The following is an 18,519-nucleotide window of genomic DNA, read 5'->3' as shown; positions in this document are numbered from 1 at the left end:
CCACTCCGGGTGATCCCCGCGCCTATGTCCGCGAAGCAACGATGCGTTTGTGCACGCCGCCCAGGCTTTGGGTGAAAGTGTCGAACAGTCCGGCGTCCGTCAGTTCGCGCAGGATCTGCTCGTTGATGCCGCCGCGTGTCGCGTATTCCTGCGACAGATGCATGAAGCCGCTGGCAGGCGAAGCGTCGGGTGCATTGGCCAGCGCCTTGAACAGGGTGGCGATATAGTCGCGCCCCTTGGTGTCATCGACGCCTTGGGCCTTGAGCCACACGTGAACGGTATCGAGATATTTGAAGAAGCTGGCATAAGTCGCTGTCACGACGCTGAGAGCGTCGAACTCGCTTGCGCTCTCCACCTCGATAGCCTTGCCAAGTCCACCGAAGAGAGCAGCGATATCCTTGTCGGGCGGGCAGATGATGGTGGCGCCTTGTCTCAACGCGATCATCGGCATCGGCAGCGCCTTGGTCAGCTTGTGGGCTGGCGCAACCAGCGTAGCGATCTCCTCCAGCGAGAGCGTCGCGATCAGGCTGACGATGTGATGGTCCGCCCTGAATCGCAGCGATGGGATGACCTCGTGTACGACCTGTGGCCTCACCGCCAGCATCACCGTGTCGCTGCCGTCGAGCACGGCCTGATTGTTGCTCGCCACCTGCACGTCCTCAAAACGCAAGGCGAGGTTTGCAGCGATCTCTTCGTTGCGTGGCGACAGAAGCACCGACACCGAGTTGTCGGCCACCGATTTGAGCCCTGTGACAATCGCTGCGGTGAGTGCGCCCGTGCCGACGAAGCCAAGTTTCATATGATGCTCTGTGTTGCTGGTTGGATTTGAATTATCGGCGACCATAGTCGCGGCAGCCACGCGGGCAAGGGCTGAAAATGTCTGCTCGCCGGTGTTTCTACCCGTCTTGGCAGTGGGAGGTTGTCATCCATGATCGGATCGCTTCGTCTGAACGGTTGTCTGCCGTCGAACGTATCGGTTAAGGTCCGCGCGGTTTGCCATTAAGGACGTGGTAGGGAGACGCAGTCGCCGGTGTTCATTTCGTGTTCAGCCCCGATGCGCTAATAAAGGCGCCATGAACAGGATCCGCTCCACTCTTCGGTCTTTTTTGCTGGCGCTTTGCGTCGGCGGGCTGATTGGCGCCGCTCCGGCGAGTGCCATGCCGATCTCGTCTCCCGCCTATACCAGGCAGGTTGTGACCGTCGCGGCCGACTGCTACGCGATCGGCCAGGAAGTCGCGGCCCAGAACGGTGGTACGCTCGCCAAGGCCTCGTCCGCCAACCGCGGTGGACAGGAGGTGTGCGTGATTGTCGTGCTGGTGCCGGGCAAGGACGGAGAGCGCCCGCGCAGGGCCGAGATGGTGGTGCCGGCGGGCTGATCCGGTTTCCGCGTTCCGGATCGATCTATATCCGAACAATACAACAGAACGACATGAGGCATAATGCGCGTACTGGTGGTCGAGGACGACAAGGAACTGAACCGGCAACTCGCCGATTCGCTTGTCGACGCGGGTTATGTGGTCGACCGCGCCTATGACGGCGAGGAAGGTCACTATCTCGGCGATACCGAGCCCTATGACGCGGTCGTGCTCGATATCGGCCTGCCGCAGATGGACGGCATCAGTGTCGTCGAGCGATGGCGCCGGGATGGCCGCAAGATGCCGGTGCTGATGCTGACGGCGCGCGATCGTTGGAGCGACAAGGTTTCCGGTATCGATGCCGGCGCCGACGACTATGTGACAAAGCCTTTCCACATCGAAGAAGTGCTGGCCCGCGTGCGCGCGCTCATTCGCCGCGCTGCCGGCCATGCATCATCCGAGCTGACCTGCGGCCCATTGCGCCTGGATACCAAAGCGTCCAAGGCCGACGTCGACGGCGTGCCGCTGAAGCTGACGTCGCACGAGTTCCGGCTGCTTGCCTACCTCATGCACCACATGGGGGAGGTGGTGTCTCGCACCGAGCTGGTCGAACATTTGTATGATCAGGATTTCGATCGCGATTCCAACACCATCGAAGTTTTTGTCGGCCGGCTGCGCAAGAAGATGGGTGTCGACATGATCGAGACCGTGCGCGGCATGGGATACCGCATGCGTGAACCGGAGGCGTAAAGCGGAACCGCTCGCCACCACCAAACGCTCGAAGACGAAGGCGCCGCTGCGTTTCTGGCTGCGTTCTCTGACCTTTCGCGTTGTTGCCTTCTCGTCGATCTGGGCGGTGCTGACGCTGGTCGTCATCTTCACCCTGATCACCACGCTCTACCGTCAGGCCAGCGAACGCGGTTTCGACAGCCTGCTCTCGGCGCATCTCTTCAACCTGATCGGATCTGTCGGCATCTCGGACAAAGGCGTGTTGATCGGTGCGCCGGATCTCGGCGACCTGCGCTTCTCCGAACCTTTTTCCGGCTGGTATTGGTCGGTCGAACCGGCCTCGGAAGGTGTCAGCGGCCACTTGCGTTCATCGTCGATGATGGCGCAGACGCTGCCTTCACCGGGCATCGGCGAGGTGCCGTTCAACTCCAGCTTCCAGCGCAGCTATTCGACAAAAGGGCTGAGGGGCGAGGAACTGCAGGTCTTCGAAAGCGAATTCGTGCTGGACGCGAAGAACCACATCGCTCGTTTCAGGGTGATGGGCAACAAGAGCGAGCTGGAAGAGGAAATCCGGTCGTTCCAGGGCCGGCTGCTTACCTACCTGTCGTTGTTCGGCGCTGGCATGATCGCCATCAACGCAATCGCCATTTTGCTTGGTCTACAGCCCTTGCGAAGGGTCCGGGCGGCCCTGGCGCTGGTGCGCGAGGGGACGGCGCAGCGCCTGGATGGGCATTTCCCGGCGGAGATCGAGCCTTTGGCCAACGAGACCAACGCGCTGATTGAGAACAACAAGCGCATCGTCGAGCGCTCGCGCACGCAGGTCGGCAACCTGGCGCATTCGCTGAAGACGCCGCTTGCCGTACTCCTGAACGAGGGACGGGCGCTTGGCGGGCAGAAAGGCCAGTTGATCACCGACCAGGCTGCGTCGATGCAAAAGCAGGTCGAGCACTATCTGCAGCGGGCGCGCATCGCCGCCCAGCGCAACAGCGTGGTGTATCGCACGCCGGTCACGCCGTTGGCCGAACGCATGGTGCGCGTGATGCAGAAGCTGAACCCCAAGGTGACGCTTTCGCTTTCGCTGCCTGTCGAGGCCATCATCTTTGCCGGAGAGCGCGAAGATCTTGAAGAGATGATGGGCAACCTGCTCGAGAACGCCATGAAATGGGCGCGCGGCAATGCAAAGGTTACGGTCAGGCCGGTGGTCGCGGCCGGCGAAAGCAGCGAGCAGTTCGAGATATTGATCGAGGATGATGGTCCGGGGATCCCCGAGGACAAGGCGCGAGAGGCGCTGCAGCGCGGGAAGCGGCTGGATGAGACGAAGCCCGGGACGGGGCTGGGACTGGCTATAGTTGCTGACCTGATCAAGGAGTATGGCGGCACACTCGCGCTCGAGCGTTCGACGATGGGAGGCCTGAAAGCGATCGTGCGCCTGCGCAGCGTCCAGTGAAGAACGTGTTATGGGGGTGGCACATGGCCCAATTTCAGCCCAATATCGGGATTATCGCCGCGACCGCCGCCGATTGCGCGGCGAAGAGGGGAATTTTGACAGCATGACGATTCGCATGGGCCTCGTTGCCGGAATGCTGGCGCTGGCCGGCTGCAGCACGACAGGGTCGAATGGAAGCGGACCTGATATCGCTCCGAAATCGGGTTCTGACGGTTCCTCGATTGCCTCTACTGTGCTTTCGGAAATGGGCGGTGGCCTTATCAGCGGCAATATCGGGGCGAACCTGACCACGACCGAAAAGCGCAAGGCGCTGGAGGCTGAATACAAGGCGCTCGAGTATACTGCCAGTGGCCAGACAGTGACCTGGAAGAGCGATCAATCCAGCCGTTATGGCGAGGTCGTCGCGGCGCAGCCATACCGTGTCGGTTCCCAGGATTGCCGTCAGTATCGCCACACGGTTTATTCGGGTGGCGCCGGCCAGATTGCGCGTGGCACAGCCTGCCGCAACTCGGATGGCAGCTGGACACCGCTGACCTAGAGCAATTCCAGGAAAAGTGTGTAGCGGTTTTCCGTCCGGAATTGCGTAAAAACAAAAGGCTGGAGCGTTTCCGCGTTTCCGTGAAAAACGGAAACGCTCTAAGCGCCGCTACCACGATTTTCCAAGGGCTTTAGCCGGGCATTTGCGCTCGATCAAAGTCTCCTGGCCGCAATTCTGTCAAAGCGTCGCAGGACGCTTGTGTTGGCAGGACGAAGCCGGACCGCTATTGGAAGTGCCATGCTGTTTTGGGTCATAGCCGCGGTGCTGACGCTGGGCGCGAGCCTGGCCGTACTGTTGCCTCTCGCCGGAGGGGGGAGGGGGCAGGATTCTCAAAATGCGCACGATCTCGAAGTCTATCGCGACCAGCTCAGCGAACTCGACGGTGACCTGTCGCGTGGGCTGATCCAGCCGGCCGAGGCCGAGCAGGCCCGTGCTGAAATCGGTCGCCGTATCCTGCGCCTGGGCGGCAATGAAACTGCGCTACAGGGTTCCGGCTCCGGGTCGAAAATCGTCCGTCTGCTGTCCGTCGTCGCGGTGCTGGCCGTGCCTCTCTTGAGCTGGGGCATCTATGGCCGTCTCGGCTCGCCGGACTTGCCCTCCCAGCCTCTCGCGGAGCGCCTTGCGAAGAATCCGGCGGAGAGTTCGGTTGATGAACTGGTGGCGAGAGCCGAAGCGCATCTAGTGAAGAACCCCACCGATGGCCGTGGCTGGGATGTTCTGGCCCCGATCTATCTGCGCATCGGCCGGTTTGGCGACGCCGTCACTGCCTACCGCAACGCGATCCGGCTCGAAGGAGGCAATGCCGCCCGCCAGACAGGGCTGGGCGAGGCAATGGTCAATGGCGCCGGCGGGGTGGTTTCGGCCGACGCACAAGCTGCCTTCGAGACCGCGTTGAAGCTCGAGCCGAACGACCCAAAGGCGAACTTCTATCTGGCGCTGGCGTTTTCGCAGGAGGGCCGCAAGCCGGAAGCGGTCGCCACGCTGCAGAAGCTGCAGACGACGCTGCCGGCGGATTCTCCATGGCGCAAGGCCGTTGGACAGGCGCTGGCGAGCCTGGAGACCAATCCTGTTCCGCCCCAAGGCGGCCCGTCGGAAGGCGATGTCGCCGCCGCTTCGTCGCTGTCGGACGAGCAGCGCGGCGCCATGATCGAGACGATGGTGGCCAGCCTCGATGAAAAGCTCAAGCAGAACCCGCGCGACACGGAAGGATGGATGCGCCTCATGCGTTCGTATGTCGTGCTGGGCAAGACCGACGAGGCCCGCGCTGCGCTGCGGCGCGGGGTCGCGGTTTTTGGCGCCGATAGTCCGGAAGCCAAGCAATTCACAGCCTTTGCCGGTAAACTCGGCCTCGCGGCAACGGAGTAGGCGATGACGCGCAAGCAGAAACGACTGTCGGTGATCGTGGCGGGGCTGGGTTTCCTGTCGATCGCGGCGGCCTTGACTTTTTATGCCCTCGGTCAGAAGGCCTCTTACTTCTACATGCCGGGCGATCTTGCTGCCGCCAACGTCGCGCCGGGCCAGCGTATCCGGCTCGGCGGACTGGTGGAAAAGGGCACGATCGTGCGCGGCCAGGGGACAACCGTGTCCTTTGCCGTGACCGACACGCACGACGCCGTGAAGGTAACCTACACAGGCATCCTGCCGGACCTCTTTCGAGAGGAGCAGGGCGTCATCACCGAAGGTTCATTTGGCTCCGATGGCGTTTTCGTTGCCGATAGCGTGCTGGCCAAGCACGACGAACGCTACATGCCCAAGGAAGTCGCCGACGGGTTGAAGGCCAAGGGCGTGTGGCAGGAAACACAGGTTAAATAACGGGCATGGTTGAGATCGGTCATTTCGCCCTGGTTCTGGCTTTTGCGCTGGCGTTGATCCAGACCGTCGTGCCGCTGGTCGGCGCCCGGCTCGGCAATGAACGCATGATGGCAGTGGCCGCGCCCACCGCCATCACCGGTTTCGCGCTGACGGCGCTTTCCCTCGCTGCGCTGATGGTTGCCTATGCCGGTTCCGACTTTTCGGTCGTGAACGTCTGGGAAAATTCGCATTCGCTGCAGCCGATGATCTACAAGCTCACCGGGACCTGGGGCAATCACGAAGGCTCCATGCTTCTGTGGGTCCTGATCCTGGCTTTCTTCGGTGCCCTGGTTGCGGCCTTTGGCGCCAATCTGCCGGCCAGCCTCAAGGCAAACGTGCTGGCCGTTCAGGGCTCGATCGGCGTCGCGTTCCTGCTGTTCATCCTGTCGACATCCAACCCTTTTACCCGGTTGATCCCGGCTCCGGTCGAAGGACGCGACCTCAATCCGATCCTGCAGGATCTTGGATTGGCGGTGCATCCACCGCTGCTCTATCTCGGTTATGTCGGCTTCTCGATCTGCTTCTCCTTCTCTGTCGCTGCCTTGATCGATGGCCGCATCGATGCCGCCTGGGCGCGCTGGGTACGGCCGTGGACGCTGGTGGCCTGGATATTCCTTACCGGCGGCATCGCGATGGGCTCCTACTGGGCCTACTATGAGCTCGGCTGGGGCGGCTTCTGGTTCTGGGATCCGGTCGAGAATGCCTCCTTCATGCCATGGCTGGCAGGGACTGCACTGCTGCACTCCGCCATCGTCATGGAAAAGCGCTCGGCTCTCAAGATCTGGACACTGCTGCTCGCCATTCTCACCTTCTCGCTGTCGCTGCTCGGCACTTTCCTGGTGCGCTCCGGGGTGCTGACGTCAGTTCACGCCTTTGCCACGGACCCGTCGCGCGGCGTCTTCATTCTGTGCATCCTGCTCTTTTTCATCGGCGGTTCGCTGGCGTTGTTTGCGCTGCGTGCATCCTCGCTGACGGCGGGTGGCCTGTTCCAGCCGATTTCGCGTGAAGGCGCGCTGGTGCTGAACAATCTGTTCCTGACCACCGCGACGGCAACCGTGCTGATCGGTACGCTCTATCCACTCGCGCTGGAGGCAGTGACGGGAGACAAGATTTCAGTCGGCGAGCCCTTCTTCAACCTGACGTTCGGTCCGCTGATGGTACCGCTCCTGCTGCTGGTGCCATTCGGCCCGCTGCTCGCCTGGAAGCGCGGCGACATGTTTGCCGCCGCGCAGCGGTTGATGGCGGCTTTCGGGGCCGCCTTGCTGGCTGCGCTGGTCGTGCTGTTCTTCATCGATGGCGGGTCGGTGCTCGCTGCCTTCGGCACTGGCCTCGCCGTCTGGCTGATCCTGGGGGCGGCCACCGACCTGGCGATGAAATCGGGTTTCGGTTCCGTGGCGCCTCGGATCATGCTGCGTCGCTTCGTTGGCCTGCCGCGCTCGGTCTTTGGAACCGCGCTCGCCCATGCCGGCCTTGGCGTCACGCTGATCGGCATGGTCGGCACGTTGAATTTCGGTGAAGAGCACATCCTGACCATGAAGCCGCAGCAGACGGTCGAAGTTGCCGGCCGGATTGTGCGGTTCGACGGAATCCAGCCGATGAAGGGACCGAACTTCAACGAGGATCGTGCCCGCTTCGAATTGATCAATGCAGGCGGCCAGGTGACGGGCACGATCAATTCGTCCAAACGTTTCTACCCGGCCCGCCAGATGCCGACCACCGAGGCCGGCATCAAGACGATCGGCTTCAGCCAGCTTTACATCGCACTCGGTGATGAGTCCGCCGACGGCTCGGTCGTCGCGCGCATCTGGTGGAAGCCGCTGGTGACACTGATTTGGCTGGGTGGTCTGGTCATGATGGCGGGTGGTACGGTGTCCCTGGCTGACCGGCGCCTGCGGGTCGGTGCGCCAGCCAAGCGCAAGGGCAAGCCGGCAGCGGCGGCAACCGTGTCGTGACGATGCGAGGTTTTGTCGCCGGTCTGGTCTTGGGGTTGGTGCTGCTGGCTTCAGGCAGCGCCTTTGCCGTCAAACCCGATGAGATGTTGTCCGACCCGGCACTGGAAGCGCGCGCGCGCTCACTGTCGGCCGGCTTGCGCTGTATGGTCTGCCAGAACCAGTCCATCGACGAATCCGATGCTGATCTTGCGCGCGACCTGCGCGTCCTGGTGCGCGATCGGCTGAAAGCCGGCGACAGCGACACGCAGGTCATCGACTACGTCGTCTCGCGCTACGGCGAGTTCGTGCTTCTGAAGCCGCGTTTCGAATGGCGCACCGCCTTGTTATGGGGCGCACCTGTTTTCCTGCTCCTGATCGGCGGGGCATTCATGATGCGAGCGGCACGCCGGCCGAAGGCACCGGAAATGGCCGGGTTGAGCGTGGACGAAAAAGCCAGGCTCGATGCGATCCTGAAACGCGACTGAGCGTGGTTTCGCCAACATTACCAAAGTTTCATCTACCGGAAATGAAGCGGTAATGTCGGCTTCTCTATCTGTTGTCTCGAAGGATGCCGCTTGAGCGTCCAGTTCTAGAGGATAACGGATTCATGACTGCTACCCCCACTTCCTCCCGCACCCGTTCGCGCCTTGCCGCTGCAGCCGCTTCGCTGGCGATCGCCGGCGCCATCGGCTTCGGTGCGGTGACGACCGGCACGGCCCCCGTGATGGCCGAGGCCGTCAATGTTCAGGCTCCCCAGGTTCCGGGTTTCGCCGATCTCGTCGAGAAGGTCTCTCCGGCCGTTGTTTCGGTGCAGGTGAAGGCCAAGGTTCAGCCGGCATCCGATGACGGCAACATGCCCTTCGATGCTCCCGATTTCTTTCAGGACAATCCGCAGCTCAAGCGCTTCTTCAAGGAGTTCCGCGGTCCCAACGGCCAGGGTGGCCGCAGCTTCCAGCATCGTGAAAACCCCAATCGCGAGCCGCGTCCGGTTGCGCAGGGCTCAGGCTTCTTCATTTCCGAAGACGGCTACATCGTCACCAACAACCATGTCGTCGATGGCGGTACCGCCTTCACCGTTGTCATGACCGACGGCAAGGAATTCGAAGCCAAGCTGGTCGGTACCGACCAGCGCACCGATCTCGCCGTGCTCAAGGTCGACAACAAGGACCAGAAGTTCACCTATGTCGAGTTCGCGGACGACTCCAAGGTCCGCGTCGGCGACTGGGTGGTTGCCGTCGGCAATCCGTTCGGCCTCGGCGGCACCGTTACCTCGGGTATCGTCTCGGCTCGTGGCCGCGACATCGGCGCCGGCCCATATGATGATTTCATCCAGATCGACGCTCCGGTGAACCGCGGCAATTCCGGTGGCCCGACCTTCAACCAGAGCGGCCAGGTGGTCGGTATCAACACCGCGATCTTCTCGCCCTCGGGCGGCAGCGTCGGCATTGCCTTCGACATTCCGGCTTCCACAGCCAAGCAGGTCGTGGAGGTACTGATGAAGGGCGGCACGATCGAACGCGGCTGGCTCGGTGTCGAAATCCAGCCGGTCACGGCCGATATCGCCGAATCGCTCGGCCTGAAGGCTGAAAAGGGCGCGCTGGTTTCCGGTGCCCAGGACGATAGCCCTGCCAAGAAGGCCGGCATCGTCGCCGGTGACGTCATCACCCAGGTCGACGGCAAGGATGTCGCGACCACCAAGGAGCTGGCTCGCCTGATCGGCGCCTACCAGCCCGGCAAGTCGGTGGATGTCACCGTCTGGCGCGGTGGCAAGGCTGAGACCATCAAGGTTGATCTTGGCAAGCTGCCGAGCGGCGACAAGATGGCGTCGGCCGGCAAGCCATCGCAGCCGTCGGACACCAATTCCCTGGCTGACCTTGGCTTGACGGTCACCAAGTCCGACAACGGCAAGGGCGTGGTCGTGACCGACGTCGATCCTGACAGCGACGCCGCCGATCGCGGCATCCAGGCAGGCGACGTCATCACCGCGATCAACAGCCAGGAGGTCGCCGGGGCATCCGATATCTCCAATGCGATGAAGGATGCGCAGAAGGCTGGCCGCAAACAGGTACTGGTGCAGATCAGCCGCGAAGACACCAACCGCTTCGTGACACTGCCGGTCGCCAAGGGCTGATCGATCGCCGCGCTGGCAAGGGAAATGCCGGAAACGCCTCGGGGCAGTGGGGGCACTGAGCCAGGCGGGCCGGATTTTCCGCGCCTGTCGGTGTCTTTCGGATGTTGGCCGTCCTGGGGATGGTTTCAGCAACCGGAAAACTTTGCTTCCGGAACGGTGGTGTCGCACCCCCGGATCGCCGCGAAGGAAGCATGGTCGGCGTGTCAGTCAGTAGTGTCCGACCTCAGCGGCAGCGGGGCCCTCGTCCCGCTGCCGCAAAATCACAGGATGTCCAGAGATGTCTGCCGCAACGGCTTCGGAAATTGCGTATAACGGCTCCATGAAGATTCTGATCATCGAAGACGATCGGGAAGCCGCCGACTATCTGGAAAAGGCCTTCACCGAGGCAGGCCATACCGCCCATGTCGCCGGCGACGGTGAGACCGGTTTCGCTCTGGCCGACAGCGGCGAGTATGACGTGATGGTCGTCGACCGCATGCTGCCGCGTCGTGATGGGCTTTCCGTCATCGCGGCACTGCGTTCGCGCGGAAACACCACGCCGGTACTCATTCTATCGGCGCTTGGCGAAGTGGATGATCGCGTAACCGGGTTGCGCGCCGGCGGCGATGATTATCTGACCAAGCCTTATGCCTTCTCAGAGCTGCTGGCGCGTGTCGAGGTCTTGAACCGCCGCGCCGGCGTGAAGGAGAGCGAGACGGTCTACAGGAGCGGTGATCTCGAGCTCGACAGGCTGTCGCATTCGGTCAAGCGCGCCGGCAAGGAGATTGTCCTGCAGCCGCGTGAGTTCCGCCTGCTCGAATATCTGATGCGTCATGCCGGCCAGGTGGTGACGCGCACGATGCTGCTTGAAAACGTCTGGGACTATCATTTCGATCCCCAGACCAATGTCATCGACGTGCACGTGTCGCGGCTGCGCGGCAAGATCGAAAAGGGCTTCGAAAAACCGATCCTGCACACCATTCGCGGTGCCGGCTACATGCTGAAGAGCGGCGGTTAGGTCTCGATGGCCCTGACCGTGCCAGCCATCATGAAGACGACGGCAGCGCGCCTTTCCGCGCTGTATCTTCTGCTTTTCGCGATCTGCGCGGTCCTGCTGGTCTTCTACATGACTTCGCTGTCGGCGCGTATGCTGACGGCGCAGACACAGGAAACCATCAACGAGGAAGTGGCCGATCTTGCCCGTTCCTACCAGCGGGGCGGCCTGCCGTTTCTCGTGCGCACCATGGAGCGGCGCTCGCGCGCGCCCGGCGCCAATCTCTATATGATCGCCGATCCCAACGGCGAGGTGCTGGCCGGCAACGTCCAGAGCATCGAGCCGGGGGTGATCGCCCGTGAAGGCTGGACGGAGATCCCGTTTTCCTACGAGCGCTATGGCGAAAGCGGCGGCGAGCAGGCGCAGGGCGCGAACGACACCGGCAAGCCATCGGGGCAGGCGCCGGCCCAGATACGCCGCAACAAGGGCCATGACGCCATTGCCCTTGTCGTGCGGCTTCCCAACCAGATGATCCTGCTTGTCGGCCGTGACCTCGGCGAGCCCGAGCGTTTCCGCAGCGTGGTTCGTCGGGCGCTCACCCTGACGCTCGGCATGATGGGACTGGGCGCGTTGCTGATCTGGTTCCTGGTCGGTCGCACCGCGCTCAAGCGCATCGACAACGTGTCGGAGGCTAGCCGCCGCATCATGGGCGGCGACCTGACCGGCCGGCTTCCCGTCAGCGGAGCAGGCGATGAGTTCGACCGGCTTTCCGAAAACCTCAACGCCATGCTGGCGCGCATCGCCACGTTGAACGAAGGCCTGAAACAGGTCTCCGACAACATCGCACACGATCTCAAGACGCCGCTGACCAGGCTGCGCAATCGCGCGGAGGCGGTGCTGTCGGGCAGGCACAGTGCGGCCGACTACAAGGCTGCCCTCGAAGGCTCGATCGCGGAGTCCGACCAGCTCATCAGGACCTTCAACGCCATCCTGATGATCTCTCGTCTCGAGGCTGGTTATTCGTCCGAGAATGTGACGCAGGTCGACCTGGCCGCCACCGTCCGCGATGTCGTCGATCTCTATGAACCGGTGGCGGAGGAAGCGGGCGTCGGCCTGGAAGCCAATGTCACCGGGCCATATCTGATCGATGGCAACCGCGAACTCGTCGGGCAGGCGCTGTCCAACATCGTCGACAATGCCATCAAATATTCGGTCGACGCGACGGCCAGCCCGATGGTGCGGGTTGCGCTCGAGCGTGTGGCGGGCGGGATCAGGCTCACCGTGGCCGACAATGGTCAGGGCATCCCGGACGACGCGGACCGTGCGCGTGTCACCGAAGAATTCGTGCGGCTGGAAAAGAGCCGCTCGCAACCCGGATCGGGACTTGGGCTTAGCCTTGCTAAGGCAATCATGAAATTCCACAAGGGCACCCTTGATCTGCAACCTGCCGATCCTGGACTATGCGTCGTCATGAGCTTCCCGGAGCGGGAAGGTTCGTCGGGGAGAAACGGATGACGGCAAGTGCAGCGGCTGAGCGCAAGAAGGTGGGATTTCGGCTGCAGCCGAAATTGAAACTTGCGCCGCTCGATGTCGGCCATGGACGCGAGGAACTTGCCGACATAGCAGCGGCGGCCAAGGAAGACGAACTGCCGCGTTTGGCGACGTTTCTGGCCGGCACGGGAGACGCACAGGATTTCCTGGCTGCCGTTTTCGATCTTTCTCCGTTCCTGCGCGATGTGGCGAGGCGCCGTCCACAGATACTGGATGCGCTGTTCGACGAAACGGTCGAACAGCGCCTTGCCGCGGTGGCCGAGATGATAGGCACCGCGTCGCGCGTGGAGAACGTTTCCGAGCAGAGCCTGATGATGGAGTTGCGCCGTCTCAAGGCCGAGGCGCATTTCCTGATCGCACTCGATGACTTGGCCGGGATTGCCGAGACGTCGCTGACCGTGCGCAGGCTTTCCGATCTGGCCGACGCCGCGATCCGCGCGGCAGTCGATTTTCTGCTGCGCGACGCCCACGAACAGGGCAAGCTGAAGCTGGTCGATCCTAAGAATCCGACGCTGAAGTCCGGCTGGATACTGCTCGGCATGGGCAAGCTCGGTGCCCACGAGCTCAACTTCTCCTCGGACATCGACCTCGTCGTGTTCTTCGAACCTGAGGCTCCGGCGGTGATCGATCCGCTCGATGCCACCGAGCTGTTTTCCCGGTTGACCCGCCGTCTGGTTCGCATCCTCCAGGATCGCACCGAACATGGTTATGTCTTCCGCACCGATCTCAGGTTGCGGCCGGATCCCGGCTCGACGCCGCTGGCGATCCCGGTGGAGGCTGCGCTGACCTACTATGAGGGCAGGGGGCAGAACTGGGAGCGCGCCGCGATGATCAAGGCACGGCCCGTGGCTGGCGACATCGCTGCAGGCGAGGCCTTCCTCAAGGAACTCCAGCCCTATGTCTGGCGCAAATACATGGACTATGCGGCGATCGCCGACGTTCATTCGATCAAACGCCAGATCCACGCCCACAAGGGGCATGGCGAGGTTGCGGTCAAAGGCCACAACGTGAAGCTCGGCCGCGGCGGTATCCGCGAGATCGAATTCTTCGTACAGACCCAGCAGCTCATTGCGGGTGGCCGGTTTCCGGAATTGCGAGGGCGCGAGACGGTGCCGATGCTTGGTCAACTTGCAGAGCGCAGCTGGATCACGCCCGAAGCACGCGACGTTCTCACCAAGCAATACTGGTTCCTGCGCCGCGTCGAACACGCCATCCAGATGGTGGCCGACGAGCAGACCCACATGCTGCCGGAGGACGACGAGGGGCTGGAGCGCATCGCCCACATGCTGGGCTGCAAGGACGCCGGGACTTTTTCGGCAACGCTGCGCGCTGCCTTACAGCAGGTGGAAGGCCACTATGCAGCGTTGTTCGAAGCCGCGCCCGAATTATCGGCCGGCGTCGGCAATCTGGTCTTCACCGGTGATGTCGATGATCCCGACACCCTGCAGACATTGCTCGGGCTGGGCTTCCAACGGCCAAGCGACATTTGCCGCGTCATCCGCACCTGGCATTTCGGCCGCTACAAGGTGACGCGATCGGCGGAGGCACGCGAGCGGCTGACCGAACTTACGCCCGCACTCCTGGAGGCATTCGGCAAGACGCGCCGCGCTGACGAGGCGCTGATGCGCTTCGACGAGTTCCTGTCCGGCTTGCCGGCGGGCATCCAGCTGTTTTCGCTGCTGCAGTCCAATCCGGGGCTGCTCAGGTTGATGGCGACCATCATGGGTGCCGCGCCGCGGCTGGCGGCAATCATCACGCGCCGCCCGCATGTGTTCGACGGCCTGCTCGACCCTGCGCTGCTCACCGAGCTGCCGGATCGCACCTATCTTTCAGCGAGGCTGGCGGCCTTCATTGACGGCGACCGCGCCTACGAAGAGGTGCTCGACCGCCTGCGTATCTTCGCTGCCGAGCAGAAATTCCTCATCGGTGTACGGCTTCTGGCCGGTTCCATCGATGCGGCGCGCGCCGGCCGTGCCTTTTCCGATCTCGCCGACCTGACCATCGGAGCGGCACTGGAGGCGGTGGTGGAGGAGTTTGCCCAACGCCACGGCCGCATCCCGGGAGGCAGGATCGCGCTTCTTGGGATGGGCAAGCTGGGCAGCCGCGAGCTGACGGCGGGCTCGGACGTCGATCTTATCCTGCTTTATGACCATGACGAGCAGGCGGAGGAGTCGGATGGCGAGAAGCCGCTGGCGCCATCGCACTATTTCGCTCGCCTGACGCAGCGCCTGATTGCTGCTGTTTCGGCACCTACAGCCGAAGGTGTGCTCTACGAGCTCGATCTGAGGTTGCGGCCATCCGGCAACAAGGGGCCTGTGGCGACGCATGTCGACGCCTTCCGCAAATATCAGCGGCAGGAAGCCTGGACCTGGGAACAGATGGCGCTGACGCGGGCGAGGGCGGTTGCCGGTGATGCCGCTCTGTGCGCAGAAATCGAACGGGAGGTGGAGAACATCCTGGCGCAGCCGCGCGACAGCGCCAAGGTGGCGGCTGAGGCTGTCGAGATGCGCAAGCTGATCGAGGACGAGAAACCGCCGCACGATCTATGGGACATCAAACTCATTCCCGGCGGTCTGATCGACCTGGAATTTGTCGCCCAGGTGGCGACCATCACAGATCAGCTTGAAGGCGATGCCCGCACACCCGGCACCGCGCAGACTTTGGCGAGATTGGCGCCGAACTTTGCCGATCCCGAGATCCGGCACGCGCTTTGCGACGCATATTCGCTGTATTTGTCGGTTACCCAGATGATCAGGCTGTGCCTGACCAGCACGTTCGAACGCGATGACGTGCCGCCGGGTCTGGTCGACCTCCTTTTGGCAGCAACCGATCTGCCGGATTTCACGGTGCTGGAAGCGCACCTCAAAGAGACGTCGCGAAAGGTCAGGAAGGACTTCGACCTTTTGCTGCGTGGGAAACGCTCGTGAGGAACTGACGCCTCGGAGCGGTTTCCAAAGCATCGGGGGTGACGATGCAACAGGAGAAACCGATGAAAAAGTCGACGAAACTTGCCTTCGCATTTGCGACCCTTGCCGGCCTCGTTGGAACCGCCGCCCATGCCGAACAGAACAAGGGCGGCGACATGCGCGAAGGCTCACACTGGCGCCTCCAGAAGGCCTTGAAGGATTCCGATGGTGGCATCACCTTCGATCAGTTCTCGGAAGCGATGAACCCGGAATTGAAGAAGATCCTCGCCGACAATGGCGGCAAGGTCACGGTCGAACAGCTGGCCGCGGCGCTTGAGAAGGCGCGTTTCGAACGCATGGCGAAGCGTATGGTCGAACGTTACGACAGCAAGGGCGAGGGCGTACTGACCCAGGAAGACGTCACCGCACACCAGAAGAAGATGTTCGCACTGTTCGACAAGAACAATGACGGCAAGATCGAAAAGAGCGAGCTGCCGAAGCGTGGCGGTCGCGACCATCGCCAGAGCGAAGTCGAGTAAGCTTCCCTGAGACATCCCGGCGGCGACCGCCGCCGGGTGTTTTCATCCTGTCGGAAGATCTTATCGTAATACCCGCAACTTGTTGCGAGGGAATGCCTCAAGCCGCTGCCTTGACCAGCTGTGGTGCCTTCCGGACAGGGATGCGTACCGATACGATGGTGCCGGAGCCTTCCGTCGAGCGGATCTTGAGCGCGCCGCCATGCAGTTCGGCCAGCGAACGCGAGATCGCGAGTCCCAGGCCGGAACCGGTGTGGTTCTTCGAGAACTGGTTCTGCACCTGCTCGAATGGCCGGCCGAGCTTGCCGAGTGCTGTCTTCGGAATGCCACAGCCATTGTCTTCGATGGTGAGTGTGAGCGCGCCCGATGCGTTGCGGGCCTTCACCACGATATGCCCACCCTGGCCGGTGAATTTCACCGCGTTGGACAGCAGGTTGATGACGATCTGCTTGATCGCTCGCCGGTCGGCAACCAGTGACAGGCTGTCGGCGATGCGCGTCTCCACGGTAATTGCCTTCTGGGCGGCCTGGAGTGAAACCACCCGTACCGTTTCGGAGATCAGCGGCCCGAGATCGATCTGCTCCCGATCGATCGAGAATTGGCCGGCCTCGATCTTCGACATGTCGAGGATGTCGTTGATGACGCCGAGCAGGTATTTGCCGGACGAATTGATATCGGTGGCATATTCTTCGTAGCGCTCCGAACCCAGCGGACCGAACAGCGCCTGCTCCATCAATTCCGAGAAGCCGATGATCGCGTTGAGCGGCGTGCGCAGCTCGTGCGACATGTTGGCGAGGAATTCCGACTTTGCCTGGTTGGCGGCTTCGGCGCGATCCTTCTCTCGGATGTATTTGCGGTTCAGCTCGACCAGTTCGCGCGTGCGCTCTTCCTCGGCGCGGCGAGCGAGGCTGAGATCGTGGATGGTGGCCATCAGGCGCCGCTCACTGTCCATGAGCTTGTCCTGATGCTGCTTGATCTGCGTGATGTCGGAACCGACCGAGACGGTGCCGCCGTCGCGGGTCTTCAACTCGTTCACCTGCAGCCAGCGACCGTCGCCCAGCTGGCGTTCGATGGTGATGCCGCCATTGGGGCCGTTTGCATTGGCCAGACGGCGTTCGGCTGCGAAGGCCAGCATGCGCTCTTCGATCTCCGCACGTGCCGTGCCGGGCATGACGCTGCGGTCGGACAGGCCGTTGTCGAGCTGGAACTTGGAATTGCACATCACCAGCCGCTCCGACGCATCCCACAGCACGAAGGATTCGTTGATGTTCTCGATCGCCGTGCGCAGCCTCAGGTCAGCGGCTTCGGAGCGAAGCGCGAGGTGCCGCTGTTCGGTGACGTCGACTGCGATGCCGATAAGCTGGATTTCCGGCGCATCCGGATCCATTACCTGCGCCCTGGCGCGCATCCACACCCACTGGCCGTCGGCGTGGCGCATACGGAAGACCTGGTCGATCTGATCGATCTCGCGTGCCACGATGCGCTCGGCCAGCTCGAACAGATTTCCGTCTTCTGGATGGATGATCTCGTCGACTTCGCCGAAGGACAGCATCGTCTCGCAAGGCTCGTAGCCGAGCATGTCGTACATCGAGCGCGACCAGTACATCTTGCCGCGAGCCATGTCCCAGTCCCAGAGACCGCAGCGGCCCCTGACCAGCGCCATGTCTATGCGCTGCAGGGAATCTCCCAGGATGCGGTCAGCGCTCTTGGCGCGTGTCACCTGGCAGAAATAGGCATAGAGCACGATCAGCAGCACACCGGCCGTAAGCACGAACAGCGTCACGTTCAGGGAGACGGACTTGCGCCACTCCGCAAAGACCGCGTCCTGCGGAACAAGGACGGCTGCCGCACCCTTGCCATCGGGCCTGAGGTCGACGGCGGCATACCACTCGGTCTCACCGATGCGCACATCCAGCACACCGGCGCGCTCGCCGAAGAGGAACAGCGGCTGTCCGCCCGAGATGACGCTGTCGAGCGCACGACCTTGCCAACGGGTCGACTTGGGCGACACCGCAAGCACCGTGAAGTCCTTGTCGGTCACGGCCAGTACGTGATCGGCGCCGAGCGAACCCTGCCGTACGGCATCTTCCAGCAGCTCCTGTGGGCTGGCGGCAGGTGCGGCGGCACCCGCCTTGGCGAGTTCACCAGCAGACAGCGTGAGAATTGTCTTGGCATTGCGTTCGATGTCGTCATACCAGCTCATCATCGACAGGAAGCGGAGGCAGGCCACGACGATCAGGAAAAGGATGATCAGGGAAGGGATCAGTCGCCGCAGGACCGGTTCAGCGGCCAACAACTTGCCGTAGGCCGGGCCGGCGATCAGCCGCGCATTACCGATCAAGGCATTGCTGCGGCGCGGACGGTTGCGCCACTCAAAAGCTGTCCGTCCGGGCGCGCGCAACGCGTCCGCCTTGGCCATGGAATGGCTCTCCCCGAAATTTTCCCCGATGATGATCCGGCAACACCGTACTTCCGAATCGTCATTAAAGAATCAAACGTGATTCGCCTTGTCCAGTGGGTGAGGAGAAAAAAGATTGAAGATTCAGTAAATCGGCCGGCGTTTTGAGCGCC

15 protein-coding genes are annotated in these 18,519 nt (G+C 62.4%); 13 read left to right on the top strand and 2 right to left on the bottom strand.

Going from position 1 to position 18,519, the window contains the following annotated elements; translation table 11 throughout:
• Nucleotides 1-22: 22 nt before the first annotated feature.
• On the bottom strand, nt 23-799 hold the full coding sequence (locus ACFJIU_RS15665) for a pyrroline-5-carboxylate reductase (protein ID WP_379061261.1): 777 nt from the start codon (nt 797-799) through the stop codon (nt 23-25).
• Nucleotides 800-1,073: 274 nt separating this feature from the next.
• On the opposite strand from ACFJIU_RS15665, the gene ACFJIU_RS15660 reads away from it, so the two are divergent.
• From ACFJIU_RS15660 to ACFJIU_RS15600, 13 genes are all read left to right on the top strand, one after another.
• Complete coding sequence (locus ACFJIU_RS15660) at nt 1,074-1,376, top strand: hypothetical protein (protein WP_379061259.1); 303 nt, start codon at nt 1,074-1,076, stop codon at nt 1,374-1,376.
• A gap of 63 nt (nt 1,377-1,439) precedes the next feature.
• Nucleotides 1,440-2,105, top strand: coding sequence for a response regulator transcription factor (locus ACFJIU_RS15655; RefSeq protein WP_129410493.1), 666 nt, complete (start codon nt 1,440-1,442; stop codon nt 2,103-2,105).
• The gene (locus tag ACFJIU_RS15650; RefSeq protein ID WP_379061257.1) at nt 2,089-3,531 is read left to right on the top strand and encodes an ATP-binding protein; all 1,443 of its coding nucleotides are present in this window, start codon (nt 2,089-2,091) and stop codon (nt 3,529-3,531) included. Before ACFJIU_RS15655 ends, ACFJIU_RS15650 begins: the two co-directional genes overlap by 17 nt.
• A 103-nt stretch (nt 3,532-3,634) precedes the next feature.
• A complete protein-coding gene (locus ACFJIU_RS15645; protein ID WP_379061255.1) occupies nt 3,635-4,069 on the top strand; it encodes a hypothetical protein in 435 nt (144 codons plus the stop codon).
• Nucleotides 4,070-4,306: 237 nt separating this feature from the next.
• Complete coding sequence (gene ccmI / locus ACFJIU_RS15640) at nt 4,307-5,434, top strand: c-type cytochrome biogenesis protein CcmI (protein ID WP_379061253.1); 1,128 nt, start codon at nt 4,307-4,309, stop codon at nt 5,432-5,434.
• A gap of 3 nt (nt 5,435-5,437) precedes the next feature.
• Nucleotides 5,438-5,881, top strand: coding sequence for a cytochrome c maturation protein CcmE (ccmE, locus tag ACFJIU_RS15635; RefSeq protein ID WP_129410490.1), 444 nt, complete (start codon nt 5,438-5,440; stop codon nt 5,879-5,881).
• Nucleotides 5,882-5,886: 5 nt separating this feature from the next.
• On the top strand, nt 5,887-7,872 hold the full coding sequence (locus ACFJIU_RS15630; RefSeq protein ID WP_379061250.1) for a heme lyase CcmF/NrfE family subunit: 1,986 nt from the start codon (nt 5,887-5,889) through the stop codon (nt 7,870-7,872).
• A gap of 2 nt (nt 7,873-7,874) precedes the next feature.
• On the top strand, nt 7,875-8,336 hold the full coding sequence (locus ACFJIU_RS15625) for a cytochrome c-type biogenesis protein CcmH (protein ID WP_379073109.1): 462 nt from the start codon (nt 7,875-7,877) through the stop codon (nt 8,334-8,336).
• A gap of 122 nt (nt 8,337-8,458) precedes the next feature.
• Nucleotides 8,459-9,982 (top strand): Do family serine endopeptidase, encoded by a 1,524-nt coding sequence (locus tag ACFJIU_RS15620; RefSeq protein WP_379061247.1) that lies wholly within the window; start codon nt 8,459-8,461, stop codon nt 9,980-9,982.
• 319 nt (nt 9,983-10,301) lie between these two features.
• On the top strand, nt 10,302-10,979 hold the full coding sequence (locus ACFJIU_RS15615; protein ID WP_326891276.1) for a response regulator transcription factor: 678 nt from the start codon (nt 10,302-10,304) through the stop codon (nt 10,977-10,979).
• 6 nt (nt 10,980-10,985) lie between these two features.
• A complete protein-coding gene (locus ACFJIU_RS15610) occupies nt 10,986-12,470 on the top strand; it encodes an ATP-binding protein (RefSeq protein ID WP_379061245.1) in 1,485 nt (494 codons plus the stop codon).
• Nucleotides 12,467-15,433 (top strand): bifunctional [glutamine synthetase] adenylyltransferase/[glutamine synthetase]-adenylyl-L-tyrosine phosphorylase, encoded by a 2,967-nt coding sequence (locus ACFJIU_RS15605; protein WP_379061243.1) that lies wholly within the window; start codon nt 12,467-12,469, stop codon nt 15,431-15,433. The genes ACFJIU_RS15610 and ACFJIU_RS15605 overlap by 4 nt, the downstream gene beginning before the upstream one ends.
• Before the next feature lie 62 nt (nt 15,434-15,495).
• Complete coding sequence (locus ACFJIU_RS15600) at nt 15,496-15,951, top strand: hypothetical protein (RefSeq protein WP_379061241.1); 456 nt, start codon at nt 15,496-15,498, stop codon at nt 15,949-15,951.
• A 97-nt stretch (nt 15,952-16,048) separates the two neighbouring features.
• Here ACFJIU_RS15600 and ACFJIU_RS15595 read toward each other — a convergent pair whose 3' ends face one another.
• A complete protein-coding gene (locus ACFJIU_RS15595; protein WP_379061239.1) occupies nt 16,049-18,367 on the bottom strand; it encodes a PAS domain-containing sensor histidine kinase in 2,319 nt (772 codons plus the stop codon).
• Nucleotides 18,368-18,519 lie beyond the last annotated feature (152 nt).

Source organism: Mesorhizobium sp. UC74_2 (assembly GCF_042701485.1).
GTDB lineage: Bacteria > Pseudomonadota > Alphaproteobacteria > Rhizobiales > Rhizobiaceae > Mesorhizobium.
The sequence above is the reverse complement of the archived record's forward strand: the minus strand, read 5'-3'. Positions and strand labels throughout refer to the sequence as shown.